General features: G+C 71.5%; 17 protein-coding genes. 10 read left to right on the forward strand and 7 right to left on the reverse strand.

What is annotated here, in order from left to right; genetic code table 11:
• Nucleotides 1-7 precede the first annotated feature (7 nt).
• Nucleotides 8-598, reverse strand: a complete 591-nt coding sequence (locus VF202_12455) for a NifU family protein (protein HEX7040924.1) — start codon at nt 596-598, stop codon at nt 8-10.
• Between the two features lie 89 nt (nt 599-687).
• Nucleotides 688-1371, reverse strand: coding sequence for a Crp/Fnr family transcriptional regulator (locus tag VF202_12460; GenBank protein ID HEX7040925.1), 684 nt, complete (start codon nt 1369-1371; stop codon nt 688-690).
• Between the two features lie 279 nt (nt 1372-1650).
• Between VF202_12460 and VF202_12465 the strand changes: the two genes are divergently transcribed.
• Nucleotides 1651-2283 (forward strand): S24 family peptidase, encoded by a 633-nt coding sequence (locus VF202_12465; protein HEX7040926.1) that lies wholly within the window; start codon nt 1651-1653, stop codon nt 2281-2283.
• Here VF202_12465 and VF202_12470 read toward each other — a convergent pair.
• Entirely contained in the window at nt 2280-3497 is a 1218-nt protein-coding gene (locus VF202_12470; protein ID HEX7040927.1) for a CoA transferase, read from the reverse strand. The genes VF202_12465 and VF202_12470 overlap by 4 nt on opposite strands.
• A gap of 78 nt (nt 3498-3575) precedes the next feature.
• On the opposite strand from VF202_12470, the gene VF202_12475 reads away from it, so the two are divergent.
• The 3 genes from VF202_12475 to VF202_12485 are packed head-to-tail and all read left to right on the forward strand — an operon-like array spanning nt 3576 to nt 7191.
• The gene (locus tag VF202_12475; protein HEX7040928.1) at nt 3576-4550 is read left to right on the forward strand and encodes a TAXI family TRAP transporter solute-binding subunit; all 975 of its coding nucleotides are present in this window, start codon (nt 3576-3578) and stop codon (nt 4548-4550) included.
• Nucleotides 4551-4567: 17 nt separating this feature from the next.
• Nucleotides 4568-5080: a DUF1850 domain-containing protein gene (locus VF202_12480; GenBank protein ID HEX7040929.1), complete on the forward strand. Its 513-nt coding sequence runs from the start codon at nt 4568-4570 to the stop codon at nt 5078-5080.
• A 56-nt stretch (nt 5081-5136) separates the two neighbouring features.
• Nucleotides 5137-7191, forward strand: coding sequence for a TRAP transporter fused permease subunit (locus VF202_12485; GenBank protein HEX7040930.1), 2055 nt, complete (start codon nt 5137-5139; stop codon nt 7189-7191).
• Nucleotides 7192-7198: 7 nt separating this feature from the next.
• On the opposite strand, the gene VF202_12490 is transcribed toward VF202_12485, so the two are convergent.
• Genes VF202_12490 through VF202_12505 form a run of 4 tightly spaced genes read right to left on the reverse strand, consistent with a single transcriptional unit; the run spans nt 7199 to nt 11460 of the window.
• Nucleotides 7199-8140: a glycerophosphodiester phosphodiesterase gene (locus VF202_12490; GenBank protein ID HEX7040931.1), complete on the reverse strand. Its 942-nt coding sequence runs from the start codon at nt 8138-8140 to the stop codon at nt 7199-7201.
• Nucleotides 8141-8176: 36 nt separating this feature from the next.
• Nucleotides 8177-9466 carry a glycine betaine/L-proline ABC transporter ATP-binding protein gene (locus VF202_12495; protein HEX7040932.1) on the reverse strand — a complete coding sequence of 430 codons (1290 nt, stop codon included), beginning with the start codon at nt 9464-9466 and terminating at the stop codon, nt 8177-8179.
• 31 nt (nt 9467-9497) lie between these two features.
• Nucleotides 9498-10376, reverse strand: coding sequence for a proline/glycine betaine ABC transporter permease (locus VF202_12500; protein ID HEX7040933.1), 879 nt, complete (start codon nt 10374-10376; stop codon nt 9498-9500).
• A 34-nt stretch (nt 10377-10410) separates the two neighbouring features.
• Nucleotides 10411-11460 (reverse strand): ABC transporter substrate-binding protein, encoded by a 1050-nt coding sequence (locus tag VF202_12505; GenBank protein HEX7040934.1) that lies wholly within the window; start codon nt 11458-11460, stop codon nt 10411-10413.
• A gap of 377 nt (nt 11461-11837) precedes the next feature.
• Here VF202_12505 and VF202_12510 point away from each other — a divergent pair, with 377 nt between their 5' ends.
• From VF202_12510 to VF202_12535, 6 genes are all read left to right on the forward strand, one after another.
• Nucleotides 11838-12812: a PhnD/SsuA/transferrin family substrate-binding protein gene (locus tag VF202_12510; protein HEX7040935.1), complete on the forward strand. Its 975-nt coding sequence runs from the start codon at nt 11838-11840 to the stop codon at nt 12810-12812.
• A 15-nt stretch (nt 12813-12827) separates the two neighbouring features.
• Entirely contained in the window at nt 12828-13658 is an 831-nt protein-coding gene (locus VF202_12515; GenBank protein ID HEX7040936.1) for an ABC transporter permease subunit, read from the forward strand.
• A complete protein-coding gene (locus VF202_12520) occupies nt 13658-14440 on the forward strand; it encodes an ABC transporter ATP-binding protein (GenBank protein HEX7040937.1) in 783 nt (260 codons plus the stop codon). Before VF202_12515 ends, VF202_12520 begins: the two co-directional genes overlap by 1 nt.
• Nucleotides 14441-14669: 229 nt before the next feature.
• Nucleotides 14670-15488 carry a c-type cytochrome gene (locus VF202_12525; GenBank protein HEX7040938.1) on the forward strand — a complete coding sequence of 273 codons (819 nt, stop codon included), beginning with the start codon at nt 14670-14672 and terminating at the stop codon, nt 15486-15488.
• 90 nt (nt 15489-15578) lie between these two features.
• On the forward strand, nt 15579-17327 hold the full coding sequence (locus tag VF202_12530) for a PQQ-binding-like beta-propeller repeat protein (GenBank protein HEX7040939.1): 1749 nt from the start codon (nt 15579-15581) through the stop codon (nt 17325-17327).
• Nucleotides 17328-17461: 134 nt separating this feature from the next.
• Nucleotides 17462-19432 carry an ABC transporter substrate-binding protein gene (locus tag VF202_12535; GenBank protein ID HEX7040940.1) on the forward strand — a complete coding sequence of 657 codons (1971 nt, stop codon included), beginning with the start codon at nt 17462-17464 and terminating at the stop codon, nt 19430-19432.
• Nucleotides 19433-19495: the final 63 nt, after the last annotated feature.

A 19495-nucleotide genomic window follows, 5' to 3' on the forward strand; every position in this document is an offset into this window, starting at 1 on the left:
GCTGCGGCTACTGGCCCGCCAGTGGGGACGAGTTCTTGCCGGAGCCCCGCGCGTAGTACGGGTTCTGGCCGGCGTCGTGGTCGGTGGCGTCCTTGACCGCGACGATCTCGGGCACCTGCTCGCGGATGATGCGGTCGACACCCTGCTTGAGGGTCACGTCGGCGGCGCCGCAGCCCTGGCAGCCGCCGCCGAAGCGGATGTAGGCGACGCCGTCCCTCACGCCCTCGAGCGCGACGTTGCCGCCGTGGGTGGAAACGCCCGGGTTGATGTGCTGGTCGAGGACGTCCTGGACCTTCTGGGCCACGGGGTCGTCCCACTTGGGGCTGGGGAAGAACACCTTGAAGCCCGACTGCATCACGCCCTCGACGAAGTCCACGGTGGCGCCGTCGAGGGCCCTGGCGGAGAGCGGGTCGAGGTAGACCTCGAAGGCGCCCTCGTCCTGGACGCGGTCGTTGGGCTGCTTGTCGGTGGGCTTGACGAGCCAGAGGCGCTGCTCGGCGCGCGTGCCGGCGATGCGCAACGCACCGACGCCCTGCGCTGCCTGCGCCTGCATGAACTTGAGGACGCGTTGCTTCGCGAGGTCGGTGAAGGTCAGCATGACCCTTCGAGGTTACCAGCAACGAGGAGCCCCCGGGTGCTCCGAAGCTGCCCAGGGGCTCCTGAAGTAGCGGTCGCGTACGTGCCCGGTCAGAGCACCTGCATGACGTACTCGTCGGTGGCGCGCTCGAGCCCCTCGAGGTCGGCGACGTAGACGCCGCGCGTGCCGGAGAGGGCGCCCTCGTTGCGCAGCTCGCCGAGGATGCGGGTGATCGTCACGCGGCTCGAGCCGGTGAGGTCGGCGAGGTCCTCGTGGGTGAGCGCCAGAGGCAGCTTGATGGCGCCGCTCTGGTCGTCGGAGGGCAGGCCGAACTGCTTGGCGAGCCGCAGGAAGGCGCGGGTGACGCGGGCGCCGACCGGCATCTCGGCCTCGTCGAGCATCTCCCGGCTGCGCCGCAGCTGGCGCGCCAGGCTGCGCAGCACGTAGTCGCGCAGGCCGCGGTCGTTCATGGCCTGCTGCGGGTCGATGGGCGTGAGGCAGGCCTCGTGGACGGCCACCACGGTCTCGGCGTGCTTGCCGCCGTCGAGGGCGGCGAGGCCGAGGACGTCGCCGGGGCCGTAGAGGTCGGCGATGCGGTCGCGGCCCAGGCTGGTGGGCACGACGGCCTTCAGGACGCCGTGGTTGACGATGTAGAGGCTGGCGGCGTCGCGGTCGGCCTCGTAGAGGACCTGACCGGGCTCGAGGGTGCGGGTCGGCAGGGCGAGTCCCGACGGGACGATGCCTGTGGCTTCGCAACCGCTCGGCGTGTCGAGAGCTTCGAACGTGTCGAGCATGGTTGTTCCTTTCTCGTCTTGCAAGCGCGGCCTTCCGGGCCGGGCCGACGGTCGCTAGAGACTCGTGCCCGCTCTGACGAGCGGGCCGGGACTACAGAAACTATAGCACCTGCACCCTCACCTGTCCATAGTCGCGGGGGGCCGTGATAGTGCGATGAGATACGTCCCAGACGGAACTCCCGCGCCTCACGCGACGGTCGGCGAACGTCCGTTCGGTGAGGATATAGTTAACCCTACTCACATTTGACACATCTTCTCTCCTACCTTACCATTTCAGGTGTGAACGCAGTCGCGAACCGACCCCTGACGCCCACGCAGGAGCGCGTCTACGCGCGGCTGCTCGAGCACCAGCGCCGCACGGGCCGCCTACCGGAGCTGTCCGACCTGGCGCGGTCCCTCGGCATCCACTACGTCTCGCTGCGCCAGCACCTCGAGGCCCTGCAGCGCAAGGGCTACCTCGAGTTCGAGAGCCGCGGGCGCGGGCGCTCGCCCCACCTGGCGCTGCCCGCGCAGGCCACCGGCATCCCGGTGCTCGGCGACATCCCCGCCGGCCCGTTCGACGCCGCCGTGGCCCACCCCGAGGCCTACCTGCCGCTGCCCGGCCTGCCGGACGCGAGCTTCGCGCTGCGCGTGCGTGGCGACTCGATGGCCGACCTGATCCAGCCGGGCGACGTCGTGCTGCTCTCGCGGCGCCCGCCGTCCCGCGAGGGCGAGATCTGCGCCGTCCGCGTCGGCGAGGAGGACGCCACGCTCAAGTACGTGCGGCGCCTCCCCGGCGGCAGGGTCGAGCTGCGCCCGCACAACCCCGCGTACGACACGCTGCAGGTGCCCGCCGAGGAGGTCTCCCTCGACGGCGTCTACCTCGGCCTGCTGCGCGGCGACGCCGCCGACGCCCTGCTCGAGCCGGCCTAGCTCGCTACCACCACTCCGTCCTCGACCAGCCTGCGCGCCTCCTCCTCGGTGAGGCCGGCGTCGCGCGTGAGCACCTCCAGGGAGTGCTCCCCCAGACGCGGCGGCGCCGGGGCCTCGCCTTCCGGGGGGCGCAGACCCAGGTCCGTGCCGTCGGGCCGGCGGGCGAACCAGAGCGGGCTCGCGACCATCGGCACGGACGTCCCGTCGCGGCCCGTGCCGCTGACGACCGCGCCGCGCGCCGCGGCCTGGGGGTCGGCGAACGACTCCGGCAGCGTCAGCACCGGGGTCGCCGGCACGCCGGCGGCGCCGCAGGCCGCGACGAGCTCGTCGCGCCGCCAGCCCGCGACCAGCCCCGCGATCCGCGCCACGACCTCGTCGCGGTGCGCCACGCGCGCCGCGTTCGTCGCGAACCGCTCGTCCGCGGCCAGCTCGGGCACGCCGAGCACCCCGCAGAGCCGGCCGAACTGGGCGTCGTTGCCCACGGCCAGCACCAGGGCGCCGTCCGACGCCTCGAACGACTGGTACGGCACGATGCTCGGGTGGGCGCTGCCGAGGCGCCTGGGCGCCTGGCCGGTCAGCAGCACGCCCTGCGCCTGATTGACCGCGCTGGCCAGCGCCACGTCGAAGAGCGAGACGTCGAGGTGCGCGCCCTCGCCCGTCTCCGCGACGCGGCGCAGCGCGGCCAGCGCACCCGCGGCGGCGTGCAGGCCCGTGAGCACGTCGATGAACGCCACCGGCAGCTTCACCGGCGGACGGCCCTCCTCCCCCGTCATGGCCATCACGCCGGAGAGCGCCTGCAGCGCCCCGTCGTAGCCCGGCTCCTTGGCCCGCGGGCCGGTCTGGCCGAAGCCCGTGATCGAGACGTAGACGACCCTGGGGTTGACGGCGGCCACCGCGGCGTAGTCGAGGCCGTAGCGGGCGAGGTCGCCGACCTTGAAGTTCTCGACGACGACGTCGGCGGACGCGGCCAGCCGCCGCACGGCCGCCGCGCCGCGCGGGTCCTTGAGGTCGACGGCCAGGCTCCGCTTCCCGCGGTTCACCGACAGGTAGTAGCCGCTCTCGTCGCCCAGCCACGGCGGGCCCCAGGCGCGCGTGTCGTCGCCGCGCGGCGACTCCACCTTCACGACGTCGGCGCCGAGGTCGGCGAGGAGCTGCGTGCAGTAGGGACCGGCTAGGACCCGGCTGAGGTCGAGGACCTTCACGCCCCTCAGCATGGAGGCGAGTCTATCCGCGGCGCGAGGCGGCCGGCCTGTGCTACCGTCCTCGGCAGACAACCGTCAGAGGAGGCAAGCATGCGAACCGTCCTTCGGCCGTTCGTCGTCATGGCCGCGCTCGGCTCCGGCCTAGCGGCAGCGCAGACCCCCCTCTCGATCGCCACCGGCGGCACCGGCGGGGTCTACTACCCCGTCGGCGGCGGCTACGCGCAGATCATCGACCAGTACGTCGAGGGCTACACCGCCACCGTCGAGGCCACGAACGCGTCGGTCGACAACGTCGCGTTCATCTCCCGCGGCGACGCCGACCTCGCGCTGGCCCTGGCCGACACCGTGCTCGCGGCCTACCAGGGCACCGGCGTCTTCGGGCCCGACGGCGACCTGCCGCAGCTCTCCAACCTCAGGGCCATCACCGTCGCGTACACGAACGCCGTGCACATCATCACGCGCGCCGACTCGGACATCGACAGCCTGCAGGACCTGGTGGGCAAGCGCGTCTCCGTGGGCGCCCCCGGCTCCGGCACCGAGGTCTCGGCGAACACGATCCTCGAGGCCGTGGGCATCTCGTACGACGACTTCGCGGCGGTGCAGCGGCTGGGGGCGAACGAGACGGCCGACGCGCTGCGCGACGGCGCGATCGACGCCGGGTTCTGGTCCGGCGGCGTGCCCACAGGCGCCGTGCTGAGCCTGTCCGAGACCCACGACATCCGCCTCGTGCCCGTCAGCGACGAGGAGTACGAGCAGATCCACGCGGCCGACCCGACGCTGATCCGCTACACGTTCCCTGAGGGCGCCTACCGCGGCGTGGGCGAGACCGCCTCGATAGGCACCCCGAACCTGCTGATCGTGGCCGCGGAGGCCGACGAGGAGCTCGTCTACGAGTTCACCAAGGCGCTCTTCGAGCACATCGACGTCGTGAGGAACATCCACCCCTCGGCGAACGAGACGGTGCCGGAGGCGGCGCTCGACTCGCCGATCCCCCTCCACCCCGGTGCGATCCGCTACTACGAGGAGATCGGCCTGACCGTTCCGGACAGCCTCAAGGCCGACTGATCCCGAGGGTCGGAGCGATGGGGTGGCGCGCGCCGAGGCGGCTGCAGCCCGGGCGCGCGCCGCCCCGCCTCGCGCGGCTGGCCGTCCTGCTGTGCGCCGCGCTCGTCGCCGGACCGGCGCGGGCCGCCGTCCCCCACCTCGTCGTCACGACGGCCGACGGCGAGGTCCTGGCCGACGCTCCCCTGCCCGGCGACGGCAGGTGGCGCCTCGAGTGGCGCCACTCGGTGGCCCAGGTGACCGTCGTCGACGTCTTCGAGTACCGGGACGGCGTCATGCTCGTCGTCGAGGAGCTGACGCCGTACCTGGACGTCGCCGGCCTGGGCGGCTTCGCCGGCCGCGGGACCATGGAGCAGCTCCCCGACGGTAGGTACCTCCTCCACGGCATCGACCTACCCATTCCCGGCAACGTCCACCGGTTCATCATCGGCTCGGAGCGCGCGCCATCCGTGCTGGTCGTCGGCGAGCGGCGCTACGAGCTCAGCCGCATGAGGCCGGGCGAACACGCGCGACTGGAGGTGATGCCCAGGTGACCGACCCGGCGGGGGGCGCGCCAGCCCCCGCCCCAGAGGAGCCCGGCGGCCCGCCCATGGCCGCGTGGGTCACGGTCGTCGTGACCCTGCTCGCCGTCGCCCTCGGGGCGTTCCAGCTCTACACGGCCGGCTTCAGGCCGTTCAACCTGTTCGTGCAGCGCGGCTTCCACCTGATGGTGGTGCTCATCGTCACCTTCCTGGCGTTCCCGCTCAGGAAGCGGGAGCGCAAGGCCCTCGACTGGGTCGTCGACCTGACCCTGGTGGCGGCCTCGGCGTACATCGGGCTGTACCTGCTCCTCGACCTCGACGGGATCATCCACCGCTCCGGCTTCTTCCTGCGGCGGGACATCGTCGCGGGCGTGGTCGCCGTGCTCGTGGTCCTGGAGGCCGCGCGCCGCACGATCGGCTGGGCGATAACCGGCGTGGCCGTCGTGGCCCTCCTCTACTCGATGGCCGGCCCGCGCGGCGCGCTGCCCTGGCTCGGCGAGCTGCTCCCCGGCATCCTGTCGCACCGCGGCTACTCGTTCGAGCGCATCGTGGGTCACCTCTACCTCGGCCAGGAGGGCATCTTCGGTCTCCCTCTCGGCGTGGCCGCCACCGTCGTGTTCACGTTCATCCTCTTCGGCGCCTTCCTCGAGTCGACGGGCGCCGGCAAGTCGTTCATGGACATGGCCTACGCGATCGCCGGCCGACAGCGCGGGGGGCCGGCGAAGGCGGCGGTGATCGCGTCCGGCTTCATGGGGTCGGTCTCGGGCAGCGCCATCGCCAACGTCGTGACCACCGGCGCGTTCTCGATCCCGCTGATGAAGCGCCTCGGCTACCGGCCCGAGGAGGCGGGCGGCGTCGAGGCCGCGGCGTCGACCGGCGGGCAGATCCTCCCGCCGGTGATGGGCGCCGGCGCCTTCCTCATGGCCGAGTACACGGGGGTCCCCTACGCCGAGATCGTGCGCATCTCGATCCTGCCCGCCCTCATGTACTTCGCGACCGTCTACCTGTTCGTCGACCTGATCGCACTGAAGCGCGGCATGCGCGGGCTCCCCGCCTCGCAGCTGCCCAAGGTCCGCGACGTGGTGCGCGAGGGCTGGTACTACCTGGTGCCGCTCGGCGTGCTGATCTACTTCCTGGCGGTCAACGTCTCGCCCAACCGCGTCGGCTTCATCGCCGTCGTCAGCATCCTGGCCGTGTCGGCGCTGCGGTGGGTGGTCAGGCGCCTGCTGCTGGGCCGTGCGGGGCCCGCGGCGGACGCGGGCGGCGGCGTGGACGTGGGAGAGCACGCGGCCGCCGTCGAGGGCGCCGTGGCGGCCGCCGGGGCGCTGGCCGTGGCGCCGCGCCAGAGCGCGGGACGGGACGCGCTGCTGGGCTTCCGCGGGTTCATCGACGCGTTCCGGGTGGGCGCCCTCAACGCCGTGCCGGTCAGCGTGGCCTGCGCGGTGGCCGGGGTGGTCGTGGGCATCATCACGCTCACCGGCCTGGGGCTGAAGTTCTCGGCCCTCATGCTCGCGTTCTCCGGCGGGCACCTGCTACTCGCCATCCTGCTGGTGATCCTCGCCAGCCTCGTGCTCGGCATGGGACTGCCCGTGACGGCCAGCTACATCGTCCTGGCCGTGCTGGCGGCGCCGCTGCTGCAGAACGAGTTCGGCATACCCCTGCTCATCGCGCACCTCGTGATCTTCTGGTACTCGCAGGACTCGAACGTCACCCCGCCGGTCGCGCTGGCGGCCTTCGCCGGCGCCGGCATCGCGCGAGCCGACCCCATGAGGACCGCGTTCCAGGCGTGGAAGATGGCCAAGGGCCTCTACCTGATCCCACTGTTCATGATCTACAACCCCGAGCTGGTCTACGGCGGACCCACCTGGTACTACGTCTGGACGATCGTGGTCGGCTTCGTGGCGCTGGCCGCGTTCGCGGCCGCCCTGGAGGGCTACCTGTTCACGCGCATGGCCTGGTACTCGCGCGTGCTGGCGGCCGTGGGGCTGGTCCTCATCTTCTACCCCTCGTTCGCCTACGAGGTCGTGGGCATGGCCGTCATGACCGTCGTGCTCGGCGTCAACCTCGCGAGGCGTCGGGCGGAGCTCCGGGAGGGCTCCGCCGGCGCCGCCGCCGCGCCATGAGGACGGCTCAGGGTGCGGCGAACTCGGGCACGAGGGCCTCGTCGTAGTCGCGGCCGAGGACGGCCAGCGCGCGGTCGGGCCTGTCGGTGATGATGCCGTCGACGCCCATCGCCACGAGCTCCCTCATGGCCTCCTGGTCGTTGACCGTCCACACGTGGGCGTCGAGCCCGCGGGCGTGGGCGGCCGCCACGAAGTGCGGGGTCACGACGGTGATGCCGGAGAACGTCCGCGGCACCTGCAGCGCGTCGTAGGGCGGCGTCAGCACGGCTGAGAGACGCAGCTTCTCGAGCGCCACGAAGAACGCCACCTCGGCCTGCGACGCCGACGTGGCGACCTCGGGACAGGCGCTCCTGAACGCCGCCAGCGCTCGCCCGTGGAACGAGCCGACCATCACCCTGGTCGTGGCGTCCCGCTCGCGCAGGTAGGCGCAGAGGCGCCGGGCGACGTCGGGGTCTTCCTGCTTGATCTCGACGTTCACGGCGGCGTCATCGAACGCGCTCAGCACCTCGCCGAGCGTCGGCAGCGTGACGCCGCGGCCGCGGTAGGCGTACCCGGAGGCGTCCGCGTCCGCGCGCGGGCCGCTCGGCGTCCAGCGGTAGCCGGCGTCGAGCTCGCGCAGCTCGCGCATCGTCAGGTCGGCCACCGCGCCGGAGCCGTCCGTGGTCCTGTCGACGGTGTCGTCGTGGATCACCACGAACTCGCCGTCGGCCGTCTCGTGGACGTCCAGCTCCAGCACGTCGGCGCCGAGGCGGGCGGCGCCGTCGAAGGCCACGAGCGTGTTGTCGGGCCACAGCAGGGCGCCGCCGGCGTGCGCCAGCACGGCCGGCGCGTCCTGGGGGAACAGGCGGAAGTAGGCGGCGCGCGGTCGTGGGCTGGCGATCGCCGCCAGCACCAGGTAGAGGGCGGCGAGCACGGCCACCACGGCGACGAGGCCCCGGATGAGACGCACGTCGCCTAGGTTAGCCGGTCGGCGCCAGTACGTCCCTCAGCCGGCACCGGCGCGCTCGGGCGAGGGGGCGGTGCGCTCGTCCGGGTCGACCGTCGTTCCCGAGGGGTCCTCGATGAGCGGCGCGTCGTCGCCGGCCAGCGCGCTCAGGAGCGCGCTGTGCGAGAGGACGCCGACAAGCCGCTTGTCGTCGTCGAGCACGGCGATGGGGAGCCGGCTGTCGGCGCTCAGGGCCAGGAGTTCGCTGAGCGGGGTGTCCTCGGGCACCGTGGGAGCCTCCTCCGAGAGCACGAGCCGCAGGTCCGGGCTGCCGACCCGCTCCCCCCTGGCCACGGCGTCGCGGGTGGCGACGCCCCTGTACCGGCCGTCGTCGCCTACCACGAAGACGTGGTCCCACCGCCGCGCCCGCAACGTCTCGAGCAGCTGACCCGGGCGCGTGTCCAGCGTCACCGGTTCGACCGGGTCCATCGCCGCCGCGGCGGTGAGGACCCGCCCGCGGTCGACGTGCTGCACGAACGTCCTCACGTAGTCGTCGGCGGGGCGGGTGAGTATCTCGACCGGCGTGCCCACCTGCACGACCTCGCCGTCCTTGAGGATGGCGACCCGGTCCCCGAGCCGCAGCGCCTCGTCGAGGTCGTGCGTGATGAAGACGATCGTCTTGCTGAGCCGGCGTTGGAGCCGGATCAACAGGTCCTGCATCTCCCGACGGATGAGCGGGTCCAACGCGCTGAACGCCTCGTCCATGAGGAGGATCTCCGGATCGGTCGCGAGCGCCCTGGCGAGGCCCACCCTCTGCTGCATGCCGCCCGACAGCGCCGCTGGTCGCGCCTGCTCGTACCCGGACAGGCCGACCGCCGCGATCCAGCGCCTCGCCCTCCCGTGCCGCTCGTCCCTGTCCAGCCCCTGGACCTTGAGCCCGTACGCCACGTTGTCGATGACGTTGCGGTGCGGGAACAGGGCGAAGTGCTGGAACACCATGCCCATCTTCTCCCGGCGCACGCGCTCCATCTCGCGCCGGGACAGGCCGGTGATGTCCTCGCCGTCGATCAGGATCCGACCTGAGGTGGGCTCGATCAGTCGGTTGAGGCAGCGGACGAGGGTGGACTTCCCGCTGCCAGACAGGCCCATCACGACGAACGTCTCGCCCTCGTGCACGGTCAGCGAGACCCCGTTGAGGCCGACCGTGTGCTTGGTCCGGCGCAGGACCTCGTCCTTGCTCGCCCCGGCACGGACCGTGTCGAGCACCGCCAGGGCGTCGCGACCGAAGATCTTGTACAGGTCCTCGACCACGATCTTGGCAGGGCGTCCTGCCGCGGCGGGCCGGCTCATCGCTTCCCGTCCCTTCTCGCGGCGCGCCGCATCACGGCCCCCGACTGCCGGCCTGGAAGCGACGGCTGTACCCCTGCGTGACCCGGTCCATCACGATGGCCAAGATGACGATGGCGAGTCCGGCCTCCAGGCCCAGCCCCACGTCACCCCGCTGCAAGCCTCGTAGCACTTCCTGACCGAGCCCTCGCGCGCCGATCATCGAGGCGATGACGACCATGGCCAGCGCCATCATGATGGTCTGGTTGATCCCGGCCATGATGTTAGGGACCGCCAGAGGGAGCTGCACGTCGAAGAGCGTCTGCCTGCTGGTGGCGCCGAAGGACCGCGAGGCCTCGATGACCTCGCGGTCGACGAGGCGGATGCCGAGGTCGGTCAGCCGGATCACGGGGGGAACGGCGTACACGAACGTCGCGAAGATGGCCGCCACGTTGCCGAGGCCGAAGAGCATGACCACGGGGATCAGGTAGACGAAGCTCGGCATCGTCTGCATGGCGTCCAGCACCGGCTTCAGCACGCCTCGGAAGGCGTCGTTCCTGCCCATCAGGATCCCGACCGGTATGCCGACGACGATGGATATCACCGTGGCGACCACCATGAGGGCGAGCGTCGTCATCAGCTCGGGCCACAGGCCGAACGTGCCCACGAGCATCATCAGGCCCGCCATGACGACCGCCGGCAGGAGACGACGCCCGAAGGCGTGCCACACCAGCAGGCCCAGCGCCAGGACGACGAGCCACCACGGCAGCCAGACGAGGAACCGCTCGACCCGGACGAGCGCGAAGAGGAGCGCGTTCGTGATGGCGTCGAAGAAGTGGCCGTAGTGAGCGACCAGCCAGTCGACCGCGCCGTTGGTCCATTCCCGGAGCGGTACGTCCCACTCCGGGAAGGTCCTACCGAAGACCTGGCTCATGTCAGAGCACCCGCCTCAACGCCGTGGACGCGGGTCACCGCAGCGCGGCCTGCACCCGCTCGGCGACGTCCTGGGGCACCCACTGCGTCCAGAGGTCCACGTGCGTCTCCAGGAAGTGCAGGGCGGCCTCCTCCGGAAGGGCCTCGTTGTCCTTCATGTACGCGAGCGCCTGGCTGACGAGGGAGCTGCTCAGCTCGAAGTTCTCGAAGAACGCGAGGATGTCGTCACTCGCGGCCGCGGCGAACGCGTCGCTGAGCCCGATGTGGACGACCGAGGCCGGGTAGGCGCACGCCTGCTCGGGGTCCTCGAGGTTCGCCATCAGCTGGTCCCAGCACTCCTCGGTGTACTCGGGCTCCTCGAGCATCACCATGTCGAGCTTCCCGAGCACCCAGGTCGGTCCCCAGTAGTACCCGAACCACGGCTCGCCCTGCAGGTAGGCGGACTCCATCGAGCTCGCCAGCGCGACGCCGGTGCCCGGGGGGAAGCTGTTGAAGTACTCGTCCAGGCCGTACGCCTTGAGCTTGGCGTTGTTTATGCCCTCGCAGACCCAGCCGATGATGCAGTTGTAGAAGCGGCCCTTGTCGGGCTGCTCCGGGTCCTGGAACAGGTGCGCGTACTTGGCGATGTCCTGCACGGTGACCAGGTCGGGAGCCATCGGCTCGATGCCACGTTCCGGGTCGCCCTCGATCACGTAGCGAGGCACGAAGAAGCCCTGCTGGCCGTCGTCGAAGATGACGCCCATGTCGACGATCTCGCCGGATTCCAGTGCCTCCGGGAGGAACTCCGCCGGGTTGTCGAGCCAGATCTCGGTGAGCACGTCTATGTCATCGCGGATCAGGCCCTGCTGCATGGGCACGGTGGAGCCCGGGATGATGCCGGTGGTGCACCCGAAGCCTTCCTCGAGGATGAAGCGGGCGATGGCGTTGTTCACCTGGGCGCTGTCCCAGTCCTGCTCGCCGAAGATGATCGCGTCGGAATATCCGCCGCAGTCGCGCTCTTGTGCAGCGGCGTGGCCGCAGAGCAACACGGCGGCCGCCGCGAGAGACGAGACCACGGCTCTGACCTTGTGACGTGTCACGGTCATGTGATGTGACTCCTAGAGGTTCCCGCGAAGGGGGTAGACGAAAGCCCGTCCACGCCGCTCACCGGCTCGTAGGGACGCGGCCGCCCGAGGTGACACCTTATGCGCCAACTTTCACCCGAGCGCCTCATCATACATGAGGCCGTCGGCGCGGCGGCCGGACCGCCCTCGTCACCTGCCCGGAGCGGCCCGGTCCGTCACCCCGTCACCGCCTGGAGCCGCTCGCTTCCATGAACGGGGTATGGGTCACCGGGACGCCATCACGGGCTGAGCCCGATATATCATCGCCTACGACGTCCCTTGCGCGTTCACCTAAGCAGCCGTTTCGGGGGGACGCGGACGCCCACGGAGGTGGATGGTCTATGCGGAGCCCACGCCAGATGTTGGCAGCGCTGGTCCTAGCGCTGGCAGCGTCGCCCGCCATGGCCCAAGGCGGCGACCTGCCCGTAGTGAACGCCGCCATGGAGGCCACCGGCACGTTCTCCTGGATCGTGCACGCCATGGACTACTTCGGCACGGCGGAGGCCAACGGCATCAGGGTCGTCGGCACGCCGTACGCCAGCAAGCAGGCGACCGAGATCGCCCTGCGCAGCGGCGAGGCCGACGTCAAGGTCGACGACTTCCTCGCCCCCGTCCTGCTGCGGCAGGCGGGCATCAACGCCAGCGGCATCTACCCCTACGCCACGGCCATCGGCGGGCTCGTCGTGCCCGTCGACTCCGACATCCAGGGGCTCGAGGACCTCGACGGCAGGACCATCGCCGCCGGCGCGCTGCGCGACAAGAGCATCCTCATCCTCCGCACGCTGACGATCTCGGAGTACGGCTTCGACGTCGGCGACGACCAGGTCGTCCAGGCCGCGCCGCCGCTGATGATGGAGCTCACGGCCTCAGGTGAGGTCGACGCGGCGCTGCCGCTGTGGCACTGGGTCGCGCGCATGGAGGCCGCCGGCGTGGGGCGCGAGATCATGACCGTGGCCGACATGCTCGAGCGCCTCGGCCTGCCCCGCGACCTGCCGAACCTCGTCGTGGTCGCCCGCGACGACATGCCCGACGAGCTGAAGACGGCCTTCATCGCCGCGCTGCGGGACACGTTCGAGGTCATGAAGGCCACGCCGGCGGACGACCCGTTCTGGCAGACGATCCTCGACGAGGGCCTCTACTCGCTGCCCGACCCGAGCCAGTTCCCGCAGGTCATCGAGCGCTGGAAGGCCGGCACGACCGACAAGTGGGACCAGGAGTCGATAGACGGGCTCGTCACGATGGTCGAGCGCCTCGTCGAGCTCGCCGGGCCCGAGGCCGTCGGGGTCGAGAGCGTGGACCCTGCCGCCTACACCACCGAGTTCTTGCCGCGCTGAGGGTAGGGTCGCCGGGTGGCGGTAGATGCTGAGAGAGCGGCCCCTGCCGTCGTCCGGCCCAAAGTCCCGAGGAGCTCAGGCGCCGGCGTCGGCCCCTGGCTGACGCTGGCGTCTTACGGCTCGCTGCTGGTCCTGTGGCTCGTGGGCGCCCGCGTGGCGCCCGACCTCATCCCCGGGCCCGTGGAGACGCTCGACTTCGTCGCCCGCGAGTACCGGCGCGGCGTGCTGCTCGGCCACCTGTGGGTCACCACCCAGCGGGTCCTCAGCGCCTTCGCCATCGGCATGGTCATAGGCGTCGCCGCCGGCGCCGCCATGGGCGCCTCGAAGCGAGTCGACGACCTGCTGCAGGGCTGGCTCGTCGTCCTGCTCACGATCCCGCGCATCCTGCTCTTCGTCGTCGCCTACCTCACGATCGGCCTCTCCGACCAGGCGCTCGTCGTCGCCCTCGTCATCACGATCGTGCCCACGATCGTCGTGGCCGTGCGCGAGGGCGCCAGGGCCACCGACTCCTCGCTCGTCGACATGGCCAGGGCGTTCCGGCGCTCGCGCGCCGCCACCTGGCTCCACGTGGTGTTCCCTCAGCTCACCCCCTACATCGTCGGCACGGCGCGCGGCTCGCTGGCGCTGACCTGGAAGATGGTCGTCCTCGGCGAGCTCCTGGGGCGCACCTCCGGCGTCGGCTACCAGATCTCCTTCTACTTCCAGTTCTTCAACATGACGGGGATCCTCGCCTACGGCGTGACGATGATGGTGCTGCTCGCCGTCGTCGACCTCGGCGTCATGGGGGCGCTGCAGAGGGTCGCGTTCCGCTGGCGCGCGCCCGTGAAGGTGAGCGCTGTCGGCTGATGGCCGAGATCCACGCCAGGGGCCTAGCCAAGTCCTACCCGCTCGCCGACGGCACCGCCCGCCCGGCGCTGAAGGGCATCGACCTGCACGTCGCCTCCGGCGAGTTCCTGTGCCTGCTCGGGCCCTCCGGCTGCGGCAAGACCACCCTGCTCAACATCCTCGCCGGCCTCGACGACGCCGACTCCGGCACGTTCAGCGTCGGCGACCCGGCGGCACCGCCCGTGACGAGCTACATGTTCCAGGAGCCGCGCCTGCTGCCGTGGCGCACCGTGCGCGGCAACCTGCACTTCGTCCTCGACGAGCGGGGCGAGGCCTCCCGGACCAAGGTGGACTACTGGCTCGACCGCGTCGGCCTCGCCGGCCGGGGCGACGACTACCCCAGGCAGCTCTCGATAGGCCAGCGCCAGCGCGTGGCGGTCGCCAGGGCGCTGATCGTGCAGCCGCAGGTGCTGTTCATGGACGAGCCGTTCTCGTCCCTCGACGAGCTCACGGCCACACGCATGCGCGAGGAGCTCCTCGACCTCTGGCAGGAGCTCGGCTGCACCGTCCTCTTCGTCACGCACAACCCGCTCGAGGCCGCGTTCCTCGCCGACCGCATCGTCGTCATGAGCCCGGGCCCCGGGCGCATCGTCGAGGAGCTGACCGTCACCGGCCGGCTGCCCCGTCCGCGCGACGGCGACGACCCCAAGGTCTGGGAGGTCTCGCGGGAGGCGGTCAGGGCGCTGCGGGGGGAGGCCCTCGGGAGCCAGAGGTCGCTGGAGGCCGACCAGGTGGCGGGGTGACGAGGTCCCGGCGCCGCCTCAGCGACCGCTGTCGCCTCCCCGGCCGCCCCGGCGATGAAGGGGTACGCTAAGCCCAGCGGCCACGCGGATATACGATATGCGTTAGACTCCAACCGCACCGATGCGTAAGCCACGGCAAGTCAAGGGTCATTTGTCCCGCCACGCGCCAGGCCGCGGCGTGGCGCGGCGAGAACGGCGGCCGGAGCGCCGCCTTAGGAGGAAAGACCGAGTGATCCCCGGATCCAAGTCCGTGCGCAAGGTGTTGCCCCTAGCCCTGGGCGCGGCCCTGGCCGTGGCGGCGCTCGCCGCCGAGGCCGGCGCCGACCTGGCCGTGAGCAACCACCCCGAGCTGGGCGAGATAGTCGTCGACGGCGCCGGCAACACGCTCTACGTCTTCGCCCCCGACGCGCAGGGCGAGAGCACCTGCTACGAGACCTGCGCGGCGAACTGGCCGCCCCTCGTCTCCGACGGCGAGGTGACCGCGGGCGAGGGCCTCTCCCAGGACCTCGTCGGCGCCGTCACGCGCACCGACGGCTCAGAGCAGGTCACCTACGGCGGCTGGCCTCTCTACACCTTCGTCCGCGACACCGAGGCCGGCCAGGCCAACGGCCAGGGCGTCAACGACGCCTGGTTCGCGATCGCGCCGGACGGCACGCCCGTGGGCATGCCGGCGACCGAGGACGCCGAGGGCGAGGGCGGCGAGGACGCCGGAGGCGCTGACGGAGGCGACGCCGGCGGAGCCGGCGGCGACGACATGGCCGCCCTCATGAAGGAGGGCGCCGCGGTGTTCGCCCGCATCTGCGCCGCCTGCCACGGCGCCAACGGCGACGAGGCGCTCGTCGAGCACGCCGCCATCCTCGCCAACAACCCGCGCCTGGAGAACGTCAACAGGGTCGTCAGGCGCATCATCCACGGCGGCGGCTACATGCCGCCCGTCGGTCGAGACCTGTCGGACCGCGAGGTCGCCGCCGTCGCCACCTTCGTCCGCAACTCCTTCGGCAACGACTTCGGTCCCGTCGGAGAGGAGGCTGCCGCTGAGATGCGCTGAGAGGAGTCGAGAGCCGGAAGGTCTGCTTCGCAACGGAACACGAGAGAGCCTTGCTTGCATCGAGCCGTTCGGCACGGAGGAGGAAGATCGATGAGACCCCAGCGGAAGCTACGCATCGTCACCCTCGTGGCGGCAGCCGCCTTGGCCGGCTTCGGCCTCGCGCAGACCGACGAGGACATGCTCAACCCCCCGCCCGGCGAGTGGCCTCAGTTCGGGCGCGACTCGTTGGCGAACCGCTACAGCCCGCTCGACCAGATCAACACCGAGAACGTGGCCGACCTGCAGCTCGCGTGGGTCCGTGACATGGGCTACCGGCAGACGTTCCAGGGCACGCCCACGGTGTGGAACGGCATCATGTACGTGGCCACCCAGACCGGCGTGACGGCCCTGGACGCCACCGACGGCTCCACCGTCTGGGAGTACAGCTCCCCCAACGAGGGCGAGGTCATCAACGACTCCGCCACGCGCGGCGCGCCCCTCGTCTACGACGGCAAGGTCTTCGCGAACCTGCGCTACGGCGCCACCGTCGCCCTCGACGCCGCGACCGGCGAGGAGCTCTGGAAGGTCCAGGTCACCAACGAGGCCCTGAACGAGGGCTTCACCACGAACCCGATCTGGGCTGACGGCAAGGTCATCGTCTCGCCCTCGGGCGCCGACTCCGGCGGCGCGCCGGGACGCATCCTGGCCCTCAACCCCGAGGACGGCGAGATCCTGTGGACCTTCAACATCATCCCGACCGGTCCCGAGGACCCCGCCTGGGCGACCTGGAACAACCCGCCGTCCTGGGAAGCCGGCATCGGCGGCGCCTCGGCGTGGAACGCGGGCGCCTACGACCCCGAGACCAACACGATCGTCTGGGGCACCGGCCAGCCGACCCCGTGGGACCGCGTCGACCCGCGCCGCGCCGACCCCGAGGGCGAGGTCACCGACGACCTCTACGCGAACACGTGGGTGGGGCTCGACGCCGACACCGGCGAGCTGAAGTGGTACCGCCAGGCCCTGCCGGGCGACGAGTGGGACTACGACCAGCACCAGGTGCCGACGTTCGCCACCGTCGACTGGAACGGCGAGCAGCGCCGCGTGGCGATCATGGGCTCCTCGACGGGCTACATCTTCGTCGTCGACGCCGACACGGGCGAGCAGCTCGCCAACCACCCGGCCTTCACCACCGCGGTCCCCGACGCGGAGTACACCATCATCCTCGGCTACGACGACGACGGCCGCGCCATCGTGAACGAGGAGGCGCGCGAGTCGAACCAGGCCTTCGCCGAGACCTTCGACTTCTTCGACATGTGCCCCGGCCTGCGCTGGGCGCACATCGCGCCGCCGGCCTTCAGCCCTGACACAGGCCTGTACTACCGGCCGAACAACACCGCCTGCATCGAGTTCGGCTCGGTCTCGATCCCCGACGACTGGCAGCCCGGCGAGCGCGCGTTCGACTGGGAGACCGGCGAGAACACGTGGTTCGACCGCCTCGGCGGCCTCAGCGCCTTCGACCCGGTGACGGGCGAGGTCGTCTGGGAGTTCACGTACGACTACGGCTACGACGCCGGACCGGTCGTGACGGCGGGCGGCCTCGTCTTCTCCGCCTTCACCGACCGCACCTTCCGCGCGTTCGACGCCGCGACCGGCGAGCTGCTGTGGAGCCACCCCCTGTCCACGGGCTCCAACGCCGGCACCATCACCTACGAGGTCGACGGCGAGCAGTACGTGGCCACCATGGTCGGCAAGACCGGCTTCGCGGCCGGCGGGGCGATCCCCGACTACAACCCCGAGGTCGAGGACCTGTTCGTGCCCCCGACGGGCGGCGTGGCGGTCTTCGTCTTCAAGCTGCCGTAAGCCACGGGCGGGACCGACAGTCCCGCAGAGACAAGGACGCGGACCGGGAGCAGCAGTTCCCGGTCCGCGTCGGTTGGTAGGGCGGCGTGCCCCTGGTCTAGAGTCCCTGCATACAAGGAAAGCGAGGCCGACGAGTGCGAACGCGCCTGCTAGCCCTCACCCTCTGCCTGACAGTCCTCGGTCAGCTCGCCTCCGCTCAGGAGGGCGCCTTCGAGCTGGCGTTCTGCGCCCAGCCCTCCAGCTACCCCATCTCAGACAGGGAGCGCGGCGGCTTCGACGTCGAGATCGCGGAGATCCTCGCCGACGAGCTCGGCGCCACCGCGACGTTCACCTGGACGCAGTTCGACGACTTCGGCATCAGGGACACGCTGCACGCCGGGGTCTGCGACGTCGCCGTCGGGGTATCGGAGGGCGTCGCCGAGATGATGACGACGGTCCCCTACCTCGACGCCGCCTACGCCTTCGTCACGCGGCAGGAGGACGGCCTCACCATCGAGTCGCTCGACGACCCGCAGCTCCGCGAGCTGCGCATCGGCACCTACCAGTCCGCGCTCCCGACCTTCGCGCTGCGGAACCGGGGCATCCTCGAGAACGTCACCGAGTACGCGGCCGTCATCACGCCCACGGGCGTCGACCCGCACACGCCCATCCTCGACGGCCTCGTCAACGGCGAGGTGGACGTGGCCATCGTCTACGGCCCCTACGCGGCCGCCAGGGCCGCCGAGGAGGAGGTCGCGCTGAGCGTCACCCCGCTGACGCCCCAGGTCGACGTCGGCCCCTCGCTCCTGCAGCTCTCGCGCATCCTCACCATCGGAGTGCGCCCGCGCGACGAGTCGCTGCGCGACGCCATCGACCGCGCCCTCGCCGCGCGTTGGGAGGACGTGCAGGCGGTGCTCGACGCCTACGGCGTCCCGCGCTTCCCCGTGTCGCGCCCCGTGTTCACCGACGAGCTCGCCGGCACGGTCAAGGTCGGCGTGATCTTCCCCGCCAGCACGCCAGCGGCGCTGCCCAACGGCCCTGTGGGCGACGTCGCCCGCCTGGGCGCGGCGGTCGCCGAGAGCGCCGTCTCCCGGGGCGGGGACGCGCAGCCCAGGTTCCGCGTGCTCGACGCGCACGCGCCCACGCTCGCGTCCGCCGAGAGGGCCGCCCGGCGGCTGGTCGCCGTGGACGGCGTCAGCGCCCTGGTGGGCGGCTACGACGAGGAGCAGGCGCGCGCCCTCGCCGCGGTGGCTGCCGAGCTCGGCGTGCCCTTCTTCAACGCCGGCTCCGGCGACGACGCCCTGCGCTCCTCCGCCTGCTACCCGACGACGTTCCACGTGGCGCCGAGCACCGCCATGATGGTCGCGGCCAGCCTCACCGCCGTCGCGCCGGACGCCGCGGCCGTCTACGCGGTCATCGAGGGCGCGGACCGCGCCGAGGCGCTCGCCCCGTACGTCGAGGAGGTCGTGACCGCCGCCGGCGCCGCCCTGGCCGGCACGGCCACGGTGGAGCCGGGTCAGTTCGTCTTCTTCCCCCTGCTCCAGGAGATCGCCGGCACGGGAGCCGACGCGGTCCTCCTCATCGCGTCCTCCGACGCGCAGGAGCAGTTCATCAGCCAGGCCTCAGCCGTCGTCCCCGACGCACGCCTGGTCGGCGTGAGCCCCGTGGGCGGCCAGTCGCGGCCGTACCTCGAGCGCTTCCGCCAGGTGGCGCCGGGCGGCGCGCCCGACCCGCGGGTCGTGGCGTGGGACCCCGCCGTGGACTCGGACCTCAACGAGACCTACGCCTCGCGCACCGGCGAGCCCATGGAGCCCGCCGCCTGGACCACGTACGCCGCGATCGTCGCCACGTTCGAGGCCGCGCGCGCGGGAGCGCTCGGCTCCCCCGAGGAGCTGGCCGCGTTCCTCCGCGACCCGGCCTCCGCGATCGACGTGGGCAAGGGCGAGCCCGTGACGTTCCGCGAGGACGGGCAGATGCTGCAGGAGCTCTACGTCATAGAGGCCGACCCCGAGGCGCGCTGGGGTCGCACCGCGGCCGCCCGCACGGCCATCGCCACGGTCGCCGAGGTCGTGCCAGCCTCGCTCACCGCCGACGCGGCGCTGCCGGCCACCTGCGAGGCGCCCTGAGGCCGAGGAACGCCCTGGGGCTGTGCCTGGCCCTGGCCGCCGTCGCCGGCCTCTCGGCGGCGC

The sequence above is a fragment of the Trueperaceae bacterium genome, from assembly GCA_036381035.1.
Taxonomy (GTDB): Bacteria; Deinococcota; Deinococci; order Deinococcales; family Trueperaceae; genus DASRWD01.

What these genes read in the sequence shown, in the direction of transcription:
- VF202_12455 (HEX7040924.1), bottom strand. Translation starts at nt 598, where the DNA reads ATGCTGACCTTCACCGACCTCGCGAAGCAACGCGTCCTCAAGTTCATG.
- VF202_12460 (HEX7040925.1), bottom strand. Translation starts at nt 1,371, where the DNA reads ATGCTCGACACGTTCGAAGCTCTCGACACGCCGAGCGGTTGCGAAGCC.
- VF202_12470 (HEX7040927.1), bottom strand. Translation starts at nt 3,497, where the DNA reads ATGCTGAGGGGCGTGAAGGTCCTCGACCTCAGCCGGGTCCTAGCCGGT.
- VF202_12475 (HEX7040928.1), top strand. Translation starts at nt 3,576, where the DNA reads ATGCGAACCGTCCTTCGGCCGTTCGTCGTCATGGCCGCGCTCGGCTCC.
- VF202_12480 (HEX7040929.1), top strand. Translation starts at nt 4,568, where the DNA reads ATGGGGTGGCGCGCGCCGAGGCGGCTGCAGCCCGGGCGCGCGCCGCCC.
- VF202_12485 (HEX7040930.1), top strand. Translation starts at nt 5,137, where the DNA reads ATGGCCGCGTGGGTCACGGTCGTCGTGACCCTGCTCGCCGTCGCCCTC.
- VF202_12495 (HEX7040932.1), bottom strand. Translation starts at nt 9,466, where the DNA reads ATGAGCCGGCCCGCCGCGGCAGGACGCCCTGCCAAGATCGTGGTCGAG.
- VF202_12500 (HEX7040933.1), bottom strand. Translation starts at nt 10,376, where the DNA reads ATGAGCCAGGTCTTCGGTAGGACCTTCCCGGAGTGGGACGTACCGCTC.
- VF202_12505 (HEX7040934.1), bottom strand. Translation starts at nt 11,460, where the DNA reads ATGACCGTGACACGTCACAAGGTCAGAGCCGTGGTCTCGTCTCTCGCG.
- VF202_12510 (HEX7040935.1), top strand. Translation starts at nt 11,838, where the DNA reads ATGTTGGCAGCGCTGGTCCTAGCGCTGGCAGCGTCGCCCGCCATGGCC.
- VF202_12520 (HEX7040937.1), top strand. Translation starts at nt 13,658, where the DNA reads ATGGCCGAGATCCACGCCAGGGGCCTAGCCAAGTCCTACCCGCTCGCC.
- VF202_12530 (HEX7040939.1), top strand. Translation starts at nt 15,579, where the DNA reads ATGAGACCCCAGCGGAAGCTACGCATCGTCACCCTCGTGGCGGCAGCC.